10 protein-coding genes and 1 pseudogene are annotated in these 13,752 nt (G+C 54.3%); 2 read left to right on the forward strand and 9 right to left on the reverse strand.

The window, feature by feature from the left end:
* The 8 genes from RMSM_RS31925 to RMSM_RS41525 all read right to left on the reverse strand — a co-directional run.
* On the reverse strand, positions 1–564 hold a 564-nt coding region (locus tag RMSM_RS31925; protein ID WP_008707404.1), incomplete at its 3' end, for a universal stress protein.
* 593 nt (positions 565–1,157) lie between these two features.
* Positions 1,158–1,304, reverse strand: a complete 147-nt coding sequence (locus tag RMSM_RS41520) for a hypothetical protein (protein ID WP_008707405.1) — start codon at positions 1,302–1,304, stop codon at positions 1,158–1,160.
* A gap of 17 nt (positions 1,305–1,321) precedes the next feature.
* Positions 1,322–3,397: a SulP family inorganic anion transporter gene (locus RMSM_RS31930; RefSeq protein WP_008707406.1), complete on the reverse strand. Its 2,076-nt coding sequence runs from the start codon at positions 3,395–3,397 to the stop codon at positions 1,322–1,324.
* Between the two features lie 78 nt (positions 3,398–3,475).
* A complete protein-coding gene (locus RMSM_RS31935; protein WP_008707407.1) occupies positions 3,476–4,906 on the reverse strand; it encodes a proton-conducting transporter transmembrane domain-containing protein in 1,431 nt (476 codons plus the stop codon).
* On the reverse strand, positions 4,906–5,448 hold the full coding sequence (locus tag RMSM_RS43565) for a proton-conducting transporter transmembrane domain-containing protein (RefSeq protein ID WP_008707408.1): 543 nt from the start codon (positions 5,446–5,448) through the stop codon (positions 4,906–4,908). The genes RMSM_RS31935 and RMSM_RS43565 overlap by 1 nt, the downstream gene beginning before the upstream one ends.
* Complete coding sequence (locus RMSM_RS43570; RefSeq protein WP_008707409.1) at positions 5,445–6,305, reverse strand: proton-conducting transporter transmembrane domain-containing protein; 861 nt, start codon at positions 6,303–6,305, stop codon at positions 5,445–5,447. The genes RMSM_RS43565 and RMSM_RS43570 overlap by 4 nt, the downstream gene beginning before the upstream one ends.
* A 179-nt stretch (positions 6,306–6,484) precedes the next feature.
* Complete coding sequence (locus tag RMSM_RS31945) at positions 6,485–9,625, reverse strand: DUF2309 domain-containing protein (protein ID WP_236622387.1); 3,141 nt, start codon at positions 9,623–9,625, stop codon at positions 6,485–6,487.
* Positions 9,600–9,743 carry a hypothetical protein gene (locus RMSM_RS41525; protein WP_008707412.1) on the reverse strand — a complete coding sequence of 48 codons (144 nt, stop codon included), beginning with the start codon at positions 9,741–9,743 and terminating at the stop codon, positions 9,600–9,602. Before RMSM_RS41525 ends, RMSM_RS31945 begins: the two co-directional genes overlap by 26 nt.
* A 361-nt stretch (positions 9,744–10,104) precedes the next feature.
* Between RMSM_RS41525 and RMSM_RS31955 the strand changes: the two genes are divergently transcribed.
* Both RMSM_RS31955 and RMSM_RS31960 read left to right on the forward strand, forming a co-directional pair.
* The gene (locus tag RMSM_RS31955; protein ID WP_008707413.1) at positions 10,105–11,268 is read left to right on the forward strand and encodes an FIST signal transduction protein; all 1,164 of its coding nucleotides are present in this window, start codon (positions 10,105–10,107) and stop codon (positions 11,266–11,268) included.
* Between the two features lie 23 nt (positions 11,269–11,291).
* Positions 11,292–13,490, forward strand: coding sequence for a hybrid sensor histidine kinase/response regulator (locus tag RMSM_RS31960; protein ID WP_008707414.1), 2,199 nt, complete (start codon positions 11,292–11,294; stop codon positions 13,488–13,490).
* Positions 13,491–13,517: 27 nt separating this feature from the next.
* On the opposite strand, the pseudogene RMSM_RS31965 reads toward RMSM_RS31960, so the two are convergent.
* Positions 13,518–13,752 (reverse strand): annotated as a pseudogene (locus RMSM_RS31965) (glycine C-acetyltransferase); the annotation flags it as partial.

Raw genomic sequence — 13,752 nt, forward strand, 5'->3', positions numbered from 1 at the left:
ATAACCGAAACCAGATCGACGTCTGTCATCCTCCCCCAACCCTGTTTCGACAAACTCTTCCAACGCCCCTTGCGCCGATGCAGTTTCCTCATACCCGATCGCGATACGTAGCGGACGATCTGGATCATCGACAACGCGAGACCGAACAACCAACACGCTACAATGAGCATGGGTTGCGACGAATTCACTTGTGCTGCCCAATAACAACCGTCCGACAACCGAGTGTCCACGAGCACCAAGCACCACCAAATCGGCACCAAATTCCGAGGCGACGTGCACGATCGCGACGCCGCGATCGCCTTCGCGGATCTCGTGACGCAAGCTCACGTTTGCGCCTTCAAACATCGATTGCACCATCGCGAAACACTGGTGCGCGTACGAGCGTTCACGCTCGATGGACTTTAACATCCAATCGGACATTGGATATGCACGATCAACCGACGGGATCTCGATGACCGATACTACGGTCAGATCCACCTTGTCGGGATGCGGCAGGTGCGCCAGAAAGCGGGCGGCTACTTCCGCACTCTTGGAACCGTCGGTAGCAAGAACAATGTTCTTCATAAGATTGCTCCTTACATCCTTGATCCTACCGCAATCGCAACAAACTAGCAAAAATTTTCCCCGTTTTTACGCCACCCCGAACAAGTCGCTTGGCATGCTAATCGCACCCGAGCGAGATCACCTTTCCTGCAAAAGTCACTTGCCCCCATCAAGGCGTCACCGCAATGATAGGTCATCTGAAACCGTTCACCGCGACCGGGTGGTTTGACTTAGATGAGGGCTAAGACCTGCGAACCAACACCATAGGCGAACGCCCAATGCCGTCTCCTTTGGCAACCACAGGGGGATGCTCAAGTAGTGGGATTCGCCAGAATTCCCATCGTTGCTGTTCCAGGAACTCTGGCGAGTCCCACTACGAAAGTAGATGGCACATTGGGCGAACGCCCTCAAAACGGGTGGGCAGCGGCGGCACGCAGTTCTATTGGTGCGATTTCCGCTAGATGCTAGAATAAACGGAGAATGCCTTGCCGCCATCTTGTGGCAAATCCCCCATCTATCCGACTCCGCTTTCCATCGGACACCGATAGCAGGGGGCGCAGCCCTCTAACGCCCAAGCTCTCCGTTCACACTGGACACTCCGTATGCAAGATGCGTTAGATCAGGTTCTGCAGTTTGGCCAATTTGCCATGTTGGTGATCGCCGTTTGCGTCGGCATCATGCTTCTGCTGTCGATTGTCGATCGCCATCCACGTGACAAAAATCGGCAGGACGAACGCGATTCTCGAAAGTAGCGTCGTCACGCTTGAGGTTCTGCTTTTTACCGGCCCCTGTCTTCCTGCAGAACGGTGTCCTCCTGTCGGCCCGATTCTCCCTGCCGAACGGTGTCTTCTAGTTCACGCGTCTCGTTGTTTGCGGAATCCGGATGCATCGTAAATGCATCGGTTCGTGCGACCAGAACCGTTTCCAAACAGAACGTCATTTTATGTTGCGGTTGAAACTCACGCCGGATCATTTCGACCATTTCATTGCACACGCCGGGGGTAGCGATGACTTCGATACGCACCTGAGGTTTTCGCGTCACTTCGCCGGATTGGATATCGCTGCGGCCTGCGCCGACGCATGGGGTTGATGTAAAACCAGACGCCCCCAAACGAACGAATTGGTTTTCCAGGGTGCTTTGCAACTCGGGTGCCGCGACCACCGTCAATCGCTGAATCTTCGAAACCCGTCGTCGACGTGCGGCTTGAGCATGCGCGGCGACTGGTTCATGAGCATCTAACCCCGTAACATTAAACACTAAGCCCTGCTGTTCGAAATCGGCTTCCATCTCATGCAGCTTATCCATCACGCTATGGTCGACCAACTGCGTTTCGGAAAGATCCAGCTCGACGTTTTTACGTTCCAGCAACCCAAGGCGTTCGATTTGACGTCGAATGGGAATCCAATTACTAAAGACCGCCGACTTGTAAGCCACCAACCGAACGGTTTGACCATCGTCGTCAAGTAATTCGATTTGAGGCTTGATCAATGTCTTCAGCGGCACACCGTTCGAAAGATGCATCGCGATTTTTGTCGCGATGCCAATCGCGATTCCGATTAACAAGTCGGTCGCAAGCACCGCGATCAGCGTCACCGCAAAAATCACCAATTGCTCGCGTCCGATTCGCCACACGTTCATGAATTCTTGAGGATGGGCCAACCGGAAACCGGTATAGATCAGCATCGCGGCGAGTGCGGCGACAGGAATGCGATGCAACACCATTGGGATAAAAGCAACGCACACCAACAGAAACATGCCGTGCCAGAAATTTGCAAAACGCGTGCGTGCTCCGTTGTCGATGTTCGCCTTGCTACGGACGATCTCGGAAATCATCGGCAATCCGCCAACCATCGACGCTGCAACATTTCCAATACCGACCGCGATCACGTCGCGATCCATATTCGTTTTTCGTTTCCATGGATCGAGTAAATCGACCGCTTTTGCGCTCAACAACGATTCGAGACTGCCGATCACAAAAAACATGAACACCCAACTCCAAGCCTTCGGTTGAGCCAACGCCGTAAAATCGGGTGTCGTTAATTGGTCGAACATACCAAACACATGCTTGGGCATCTCAACAAGATATTGCTCACCAAGCTGGTATTCGTGATTCTGCAGTGTGTACGAGTGCTTGTGCATCAAGTCGAATCCCATTCCCATCGGAATCGCGACCAGCAACACGATCAACGGCGAAGGCAGCAGTTTGGTCCATGCGGTCTTGGTGCGAACCATCGGCCAAATAAACATGATCAGCACGCTCGTCAGCCCGATCGCGGCGATTGCGGGATTCGCCGAAGCAATGAATTCGGGGATTTTTCCCAACATCTCAATCGGAGTGCCCGACGCGCTGACGCCAAGTGCGACCGGAATCTGTTTAGCGATAATGATCACACCGATCGCAGCCAACATTCCGTGAACGGCCGAGATCGGAAAAAATTCCCCCAGAATGCCGGCGCGGAAGATCCCAAAAAAGATCTGCAATAGGGCGGCAACCACACCGACGGCCAGTGCCGCTCGATAGGCCGCGACATCGTTTGCTCCCCAACCACCGATCGTCGAACCGTCGCCTCCAAACGATTCGACACAGCCCAGGACGATCACGATCAAACCGGCGGCGGGCCCTTTGATCGTCAATTCGGAATCACTGAACATTGTCGCGATGACGGAGCCGACAATCGCGGTGAAGATACCCGCGATAGGCGGAAATCCACTTGCGATCGAGATCACCAAACAGAGCGGCAACGCGATCAAGAAAACGAGCAAACCCGAAACGATGTCATCCTTAAAATATCTCTTGAAACCCGTGAGGTTTCCTCGGGGGACCTCGCGTTGTACCGGTGCGTTATTGCTCATGAAAAACGTTCCTGATGTATTATTTCTGTGTCAATAAAAATGAATTGAATAAAAGAGCCCGAAACCGTCTGTGCGACGCTACTTCTCGTGGTGCACTGGATGCTTGGGATCGACGGTCATCGGGTTGCTTTGCCGCTGCCGCGTCAACTCTTTCGCCGCGTGGTACCGTGACGCGACGCCAGGCTGCGGATACAGCCCACCACCGAGGATCAGCAGACTCAGCACCAGCACCGCAAATTTCTCGGCGGGTCGAGCATGCATCGGAATCAGCGTGCGATTGTGACGCCCGGTGAAGATTCGAAAGTATGCAAACAAAACGGCGATGCCGTTCAGCGCCGCAGCGATTACCACCATCGATCCGACCAAGGGATAGACATCGACCGCCCCTTCGATCAGCAGTTCCATGCCAACGAAGCCCACGGTCGCGGGGAACCCGATCGACGCTAACCCCGTAAGCAAGAAAAAGCCGGATAGGATGGGCATCTGTTGGTAGAGTCCGTGAAAATCAGCAAGCGAGATTCGCGAGATCCGTGCCTCGATGCATCGCAACGTAATTCCAAAGCCGGTCAACGACATGCCCACCGAAACCCACAAACACAAGGCGCCCGTCATCCCAATCGGCGTGACGAGTTCGAGTCCCACCAACACCAATGACGATTGGCTCAACAGCAGATAGCAAAACATTCGTCTTGCCTCACGCTGAACCAACGCCATCCCGCCCGCATAGACCGCAGTAAAGAGCGACAGGATGGCGATACTCTGCATCGCCCAAGACGGCGCGATCGGCAGAATCAACCGCATCACCGCATACGCACCGACCAACGGTGTCGTAAACAATATCGCGGTGCCGAACGTCCCTTTTTCAAACAAGTCGGTCATCCAGAGATGAAGCGGAAAGATTCCCGCACGCAACAAACACGCGGTGGTCAAAAAAGCCCCGGGAACCAACACCGCTGATGAATGCACATCGACCATCGACATCCAAGCCCAACCGGTAACCAACAGGGCGACAAACGCGCCCATGTGGATGCGATAAATCCGAGTGCAACGTTCACGCTGCCGCAACTCGAGATACGGTGGGATGGTGGACACCACCAACAACAGGATCAACGTCCACGATTCGCGACAACTAAAGGTTGCCAACATCAACGATTCGGAAACGAGCGCCAGCTTGAGTGAGAATCGCGGTGCCTTGGTACGAAGGGTCGCCAACACGGTAACCAGAAAAATCAACGCAACCAGCGGCAACTGGTACGAACTAAGTTCGTCGACGACGAAGATGTCACGATTAAACAACCAATCCAGGAACAACCAATGGTCGTGCGCCTCGAAGGCCCCCAACGATACAAAGTCAATCAACTCGCCGACGGTCAACGCAAACGTTGCCGCACAAATGACCACACAATGACGCAGCGAACGCTCGGCATTGCTAATAAAATGAAGCCAAAGGGCTCCAAACATTGGCACCAGGATCGAAACTTCGATCCACGGAAAACGTAGTTCTGGCATCACGCGACCCTCTGCGATTCTTCGGGGTGCAAGGGAGCGTCGTCGGATTCGCGAGACGCTTCGTTGGAAATTAAATCTGTGACTTGGCGTTCCAACGAGTCAAAAACGGAGAACAAAGCAAGAAACGGGCGAACGATAAACTTATCCAAAGCAATATCCATAAAACCACGGTCAAAACCGAAACGATACGCCCAACGATGGACCGCCGCCGGTAAGATCCGCGTCCAGCCCGACTGCCGCTGGGTGATCCGGGCGCCAAGTGCATTTTCGAGCTCGTTGTAATCGCGAAGCAGAGTGGGGGCACGAAGCAATTGCATCGTGCGAAGCGATGCGTGTCCGATGATGTGGATCAACGCTAGATAGCGAAAACCGAGTCCGATCTCCACAACAATGATCCCCACCTGGGTCAGTGAGGCATACGCGAGTGAGACCTTGATGTCGCTCTGCACGCGTGACATCAACGCTCCGCAGATGGCGGAAACCAAGCCAAGCGTGATGACCATGCACTGCAACGTCAGCGAGGATTCCAGCAGGGGACTCATCCGCAATAATAAGAAGACTCCCAAATGCACCGACAACGCACCGTGAAAATTGCGCTCGATGGCGTGGGGCCTTCCATCGCTCGAGGCAACCACCCCGAAAAGGGAAACAATGCCGACTTGCCCGCGACCGCAATCAGCATCAGCGTGCCCACCAACAAGGCTTGGCTAGAATTCACCGCCGCGGTTCCTTCGGGCCACACACCCGAGCTCATCAGACCACCAAAATCGCCTTGCCCTGTCATGTGGTGCATCGTGATTGCCGCGATCAAAAAAGCGGCATCGGACAACCGATAAATCGACCACACGCGTTGTCCGTTGCGGACGGGGTTTTCTCGTTCATGAAAATATGCGACCAAAAGCGCCGACGACAAACCGACCATTTCCCAGCCGACAAACAAGGTTTCGATCGTGCCCGCCAACGACGAGGTGACCATCCCGCAATAGAATACAGCGTAGTACAAAAAGAAACGTCCGTAGCCTTGTTCACGGTGCAAATAGCGACGAGTGAACGCGCCCACCACGCCACATAACACACACGACAGGATCAGAAACGGAATGCTCAACCGATCGAAAACAAATTTCAAGTGAAAGTGGAAATCGAGATCGGCATCCTCGATTGTCACCCAGTCCCCCATTTCGATCGGGACGTAGCGAGTTCCGACGATCAACATCAACGCAAGAATGCCGATCGCTGGAAACAACGAAAACAACACCGCTACTTGTGTCAGACGTGATATCGCTGTCTCGCTGAACGGGCGATCGATGAGCGCCGCCAAGCCTAGGGTTGCCAGCAAGATTGCTGGGCTGGCGACGACGGCAGTACCCAGCGTTTGGAAGACCGTTTCAGTAACGTTCATCGAGTTCCTTGGCTGAGTACGGCGTGATGGTTGGTAACATGGCTAAGTAGCAAGGTGAGTAGGATGATGCTTTGTAAGACGTTGAAGCAGTGAACAGAAACAAAAAAGACGAATGAAGACGATCGCGATTTCCGCAGGTGGCACGTGGGGGGAAACGACATCGCCCACACAAACAACCGTTAGGTAACCGATAGGTCGGAGCGACACGACGCAGTATCCGTGATCGAGGCAAACCCAAGCGATCCGCGTTGACCTCGGTACCAATCGATAGACGACTCAACCTCAGGCAACTGTGGTGACTCGGGCATATAGGATTCATAGTTGCCGTCGACATAGCGAGTGATTGCCATCGTCTCGGGATCAATCAGTGCTAGTTTGATCCAGCGGCCTCGGACCAGCTTCGCGATTCCGGGGTTCGAATGGATGATCCGATCCATCTTTTCAGGAGTGGTTTCGATCACGAACAACATTCGCATCGCCTCGTGAATTTCAACCATTTGTTGCGATAACCCGGGGCGTAAATCGCTGGCCGCGCCCGTCATCACTCCGACCATCGACGCCACGTTGTGAGGCAATTTCGATCCACAACCGTAACCCTCGGTGTCCACGGTCGAAAAATAGTATTCCAAATTGATCCCTGCACAGACAGGGATCGCCGCCGACAAGATTCGCGTTAAGATCGACACCCCTTCGTCGTCAATACTCGGATCATACGACGTTACAAACGCACGACGGTCTAAAAACAAACCGCGACTCCATTCACGTCGACCGACAAATGTCAACGCATTGGTGGCGTGGTTGTATTCGGGCCGTGCTTGTGACAAATCCTCGGCGCGCTGTTCAACATGTTCGAGGGCTTCGCGTGGTGTCAAATCAAGCGGGGCAGATTCAAATTTCCGTGCACGTTCATGCGCGACTCGTGCCCGAGTTTCGTTCACGCTCTGTTCGATTCGGCGAAACAAGGGACGATGCGTTCGCGGCAGCAAATCGAGGTCGTAATATTCGACATTGTCATTACATGTGTTGTGATAGGCCCCCACAAATCGAACCTCGTCAGGTATTTCGACACCCTGGGCAGCCGTCAATTTACGAACCCGTGGGTCGTTGGCCATCATTGCAAAGGCACGTGCATTGGGGCCACCGCGACCGCCGCTGCATGCGCCACAGTTATAGGCCGATTCATGTGGGTTGTTCAAACTGCTGCTGCCATGGCCAAAGAACAACATGATTGGCGGGAAACCTTTGATCACCCCGATGTCCTGCAGGATACGAACGACAATCCCGGCCATCTCATCGAGACTGTAGCCGAGCGAATCGGCATTGGGGCCGGGTTCGCCGGTAATCCGTTCCAAATGCAGTTCGGTTGCCGGTGGACGAACAAACGTGCCAAACGTTTTGCGAATTTGTGAGGTCAAACGTGGTGCCATGATCCGCGCGACCATGGGAAAGGTTGCGACAGCGCCAAAAACCCCCGTCACCCAACCGCCAACCATCGTCCGGCTGCTGGCATGAACCTGATGCGTCATGCGTCCGATTTGACGACGACGATGCGCCCGTCGCTCGCTCGATGTGATCGTCGAAAACGTGGGCTCTTCGCGGACATAATGCTTAGGCGTAATGATGTTGGGACACAGTGGACGAAAATGAGCGTGGTCGGCCCCCTGGTAATACATTGCGACCGCAAAAAATCCGGCTGCCGACGCGGTTTGGCATTCCGAATCGACCTCTTCTAAATGCCGACGAAACGACTCTTCGCGGTCATCGATACAGAAGATCGCAATGTATGCAGGTGTTTGATCGGCAGTCGCATTGGCGGCGATGCGACGCTGTGAGTGGATGGCCACCGCGTCGAGGGTCGCAATATGGTAGTGCCGTTCATAAGCGAGGTGCAAAATCCGACGACGCTCGACCGACGAAAACAATTCGATTTCGCGGATTAGACATTTCCACTGCGGTTCGGACATGTTGATCAGCTGCTCGGGAATCCAACCGCCAGCTTGCGCCAACTGAAACACCGAATAGCATCGCTGTTCGGTTGACGGCCCTGTTTTACGCTGCCACTTTTCAATTGCAATGTGATGAATTTGATCGATCTCGGTCGTGCCAAACCGCGAATCCCCCACCGCTGCGAGCGCATGTCGCTCGAGTATCAAACGAATCGCGAGGTACTCATGCAATGTTCCCGCGGCAGCCGGTTTGGGTAGCCATGGGGCATTGGATTCCATCTGCCAAATCATGCCCGCCCAACCACGCAGCGACAGCAGCGTCATCTCGATCTTCTCGTCAAGCTGGTCCGCATGAATCCCCAACGCGTCCAAGGATTCAGCGATGGAAGCGATCGGGTCGAACGGTTGCTCGATGATCGCAGCCAACTCCTGCTGCAAGCCTTCCATCCAAACCGGCCGGATCGTCATTGCGTTTTGGTACAACGATGCAAACGCCTTTGCAAACCCTTGTTCACGATCAGGCAACGACCAATCGGCCAGTCCCTGATCCAGGAACGCTCCACAAAACCGAATCAGCACTTCGTTGACGGTCACGTCAATGTCATCGCCAGTGATCTCGACCAACAAGTCTCGTAATCGCGCCGGTTCGTGTTCGACACTGGAACTTAGATTCGCGGCTTCGACGCCGCGGTGGCAAACAGCCCACATCAACTTTAGAACAAAGGCTTCCCATTGAGATTCCGACCACGAATGGAGGTCCCCCCCCTGGCATTCGCTGATCACGTCTTCAACGACATCCGGTAGCGCGGTCGCCGGCGATTCGCCCTCGCCGCGTGGGGAGCTCAATTCGCGATTTCGCAGCACCCAATTTCGGGTGCGCTGGATCACCTGCTCGCGTCTCGGCGGCGAAACCTCGCGATTGAAACGCCGTAGCAAATCACTCTCGGCCAGCAGCCAACGCAATTCCGCATCGGGCGCCGAATGTAACGTCATCTGCAACATCGCCAAACGCAACGTGTACCGCGTCCCAAAACTGGCGACCAAGTTGTCTGCGTCCTCGTCCAACTCGTCCATCAGCACGTGACGCAGATCATCGACCGAGATGCGACCGTTTTTGATTTCCTCGCGATAACGTTCTTCCGAGAGATACGGTTCGCAACCGTACAGTTTCCCGCCTCGAATCACCGCTTCTTCGAACGGCAATTCTTCGAACGAATGCAGAGTGTTGTGATGTACGAACACCGAGATCGGTCCCTGCGATGGCAGGTAGTGCACCGCATGTTCGATCGCGTTCAAGATTGCAGATGCTCGATCGGAATTTCGCCTGCCACGCACTTCGTGATGAGCGTCAACGTCCGCTGACACATCTTGCATAAAACTGTTCCTCGATCGCATCCATTTTGAAAAATAGCAGGTCGTCAATAATGACAGCGCCCAACATCAGCACGCGGCGTGCCACGATGCGACGCCAAACCGCGTGCAGCACGGGCACGACATCATTTTCGCGTAATTTGCTACATAAACGTCTGTTAAAAAAACACGAGATTGCTTCCAAATTGGGCGAATGTGCAAATTTGATAAGCAAAACAACACGAGGGACGCGGCTTAATTCTGCAATTCTCTGCAGATGTTGTGCAGGAATTTGCAGGGCCGCAGAAACGTCGGCAAAGGAGGAGCGCAACATCGCGTTGGCATTAAAGAACAGATGTCTCCAGTAGCGGATACCCGCCTTCGTCTATCAGTAATTGACTGACAATCGGGGCGGCTGAGAAGGTGGAACCTAGACCCTCCATCGCACTGGGGATAAGATAGGAAGCTGTGCCCTTTTCGCCATCAATTCGCTATCGACAATTATGACTCAATCCGCTGTTGCACGAACCCAATTAACCGATGCGCAGGACGCCGGAATCGATCTTGGGGAAAAGCTTCGCAAGACGCTCGCAGGGCTAGAACCGGATGCCGTCATTTTGTTTGCGTCCCCGCAGTATGACTATACCGAGCTGTTGACCGCGTTTCGGCAAACTTGCAACCCAAATGTGTTAGTCGGTTGCTCGTCGTCGGGCGAGTTTACGTCCGAAGGCAACAGTGACGGTTCCGCGTGTGCGGTGGCTTTTTGTTCCGACGAAATTGAATTTTCGGCAAGCATGGCGAAGGGACTGCGGCAAGATTCCGAAGCGGTAGCCCGGCAATTGGCGGAGTCTTGGCAGGGCGAGCATCGTCATCACTTTCGCTACCGCACCGCTTTGGTGTTGACCGATGCATTGGCCGGACATGTCGAAGAATTTTTGAACCAATTAACGATTGCCACCGGAGGTGGATACCGATTCGTCGGTGGCGGTGCAGGCGACGATGCACGATTTGAAAAAACGCATGTCTTCTGTGGCACGGAGGTGGCGTCCGACGCGGTCGTGGCGCTCGAAATTCTATCGAACAAACCGATTGGTATAGGCGTTTCGCATGGGTGGCGTGATGGTGGACCGCTGTTGCGCGTCACCGAGACGCGAGGCACCGACGTTGTCAGTTTTAATTCGACCACGGCCGCCGAAGTGTTTGCCGAACATGCCCAGACAACCGCCCAACCATTCGACCGCGACGCGCCCTTATCCTATTTTCTGCACAATGTCTTAGGAGTGCAAACCGCCGACGGATACAAGCTTCGCGTTCCGCTTCAGATCCAAAGCAACGACTCGATCGCTTTTGCGGCCGAGGTGCCTCGTGGCAGTATGGCACGGATCATGTGCACCACAGCGGACGATGCGAGTGCGGCGGCCAGTGCGGCATGTCGTTCGGCGCTCGACCAGATCAAAGGTTTGGAGCCTTCGGTGGCAGTCTTCTTTGATTGTGCTGCAACCCGTTTGCGGCTCGGAAAAGGTTTTGGATTGGAATTGCAAGCGTTGCAGGATACGTTGGGTACCGAATTTGTTGGCTGCAACACATATGGCCAAATTGCGCGAGCGGAAGGACAATTTAGCGGGTTCCATAACTGCACAGCAGTTGTCTGCGTCTTTCCGGTTTGAGCGATATGATGAATTCTGCGCAGATGCTAGACTGGATCGCTTCGCTGGCGGCGCCGGCAACGCGTCACCAGAACGCCTTGGAATTGGCTCGCGTGCTGGGGATGGATCACCTGATCGTGTTCGCCGAAGACACCGACGTGGATCGATTCCTGCCCATCTCGGGTTTTGCCCAAACGCTGCCCGATGGCCACGCATGGCAAACATTCTTGCGGGGCTGCCGTGATTCATCCCGCCACACCGCGACGCTTTCGTTTCCGGTGCAAGATCAACGTCATGATGCCAGTGGCATATCCATTGACTCGCTCGTGATCGTATTGTTAGGCGACCCGCATCCCGCTTCGGTGGCATTGGATTTATTCGAACGGACGCGGCGTGCATGGGAATTGTTTGCCTATGGCGTTGCCGGCGAACTCGCTTCGGAAGAGGCTTCCCGGCATGCGATGGACGCCCGTGATGCAGCCGAACAATCCCACCGACTGCTGCTAAGTTTGGATTCGGCACGACGTGAACTTCAAGACGCGGTCGTCGCGGCGGATCAAGAGATAGACCGTCGGCGATTTGCCGAAGCCGAAGTATCAAGGCTATTGTTGGCCGAGAAACAGTTTTCGAGGTTGTTGGCCGAAAGCGAGGCACGATTGCGATTGGCCGCACGTGCCGCGGGCTTTGGCACCTACTACGGAGATGTCCAAGCCAACCAAGTCAGTCTGTCTCGAGAATTTATGCAGCTGCTCGGTCTGCCCGCCGACCACAACGATACGATTCGGTTAAAACGTTTGCTAAACGCGGTCCACCGAGACGATCGCGATCGTGTCGCCCGAAAAATGGACCAAAGTTTAGACAGCAGCGGGAACGGCGAATTTTCGGATGAACACCGAATCGTACGTCCCAACGGCGATATACGGTGGGTGATGATGCGTGGCAGCACCATCTTTGACGGTAAGCCTCCGGCGCGTTATCCCTCACATATCGCCGGTGTTGCGATAGATATCACCGAGCGACATCAGTACGAAGATCAGCTCAAACAGGCGCGTCACGCAGCTGAAGCCGCCAATGAAGCAAAAAGCCAGTTTTTGGCCAACATGAGTCACGAGATTCGCACCCCCATGACGGCCATCCTCGGGTTCACGGATCTGTTGTATTCACGGCTGCAGAGTACCGAGGACAAAGCTTGTCTCGAAACGATCAAAGCCAACGGTGACCACCTTTGCGCGATCCTAAATGATATCCTTGACCTGGCAAAAATCGAAGCGGGGAAAGTAAACGTTCATCGCCAACCCCAAAATGTGGCTGCAATAATCAACCATGTGCATTCATTGCTGAATGGCCGAGCCGAAGAAAAAAGACTGCAATTGCACGTCCAATTCGACGGGCCCATTCCCGATGCAATCTGTACCGATGGGAAGATGTTGCGACAGATTTTGATTAATTTGGTCGGCAATGCCATCAAGTTCACCGAACGCGGTGAAGTGCGGATCCTTGTCCGTTGTCACGCGAATGATCAGCGGCTCGAGATTGCGGTGACCGATACAGGAATCGGAATCCCAGCGGTCGATCTAGAAACCGTATTTAATCCTTTTGAACAACTCGACAATAGCGCCACACGAATGCATGGCGGCACCGGATTGGGGCTTGCGATCACCCGTCGCTTGGTCAAGTTGTTGGGCGGAACGATCACGGTTGACAGCGAGCTGAACAAGGGGTCAACGTTCCGATTCACTTTGTCCACAGGGTCGCTACAGCATGTGCAGTGGGTGGCGTCGCCAACGTCACCCACCGTCACTCGCCCCATCAACGGTGACTCCGAAAGCGGACGCCCTTCTGATGCGATGCCCGGAATTTCGGGACGTATTTTGGCGGTCGATGACAGTCGCGACATTCGCTTTCTCGTGCAAGCCTTTGTCCGCGCCGCGGGCGGAGAAATTCTGTCCGCAGTCAATGGTTCCGAAGGTATTCAGAAATGGATCACGTATCGCGACAAAGGAATTCCCATCGACGCGATTCTGATGGATATGCAGATGCCGGTCATGGACGGCATCACCGCGACCAAACAGTTACGCGATCAAGGATTCGAAGGGCCCATTATCGCGCTGACCGCAAACGCGTTACAGCGTGATCAACAGCGGTGTCTTGATGCCGGCTATAGCGATTTTTTGACGAAACCGATCGACCGACGCGAATTAATTGCCAAACTTTCTCACTGGCTCGGCGACGACGCGTCTTGATCCACTGCGTGCTGTACGTGAAAACCGTTACAGCTGCATTTCGGCCTTGGCTTCGCAAAATTTATCGATCGCAAACTGCAGATCTTCTTCCGTGTGGGCGGCGGAAATCTGAGTACGGATCCGTGCTTTGCCCTTGGGAACAACCGGGAACGAGAACCCGATCACATAGACCCCTTTGCTGAGCATCAAATCGGCCATTTTCGATGCAACCACGGCGTCGCCGAACATGATCGGGACGATCGGATGCTCTCCCGGCAAAATA

This window comes from Rhodopirellula maiorica SM1 (assembly GCF_000346295.1).
GTDB lineage: Bacteria > Planctomycetota > Planctomycetia > Pirellulales > Pirellulaceae > Novipirellula > Novipirellula maiorica.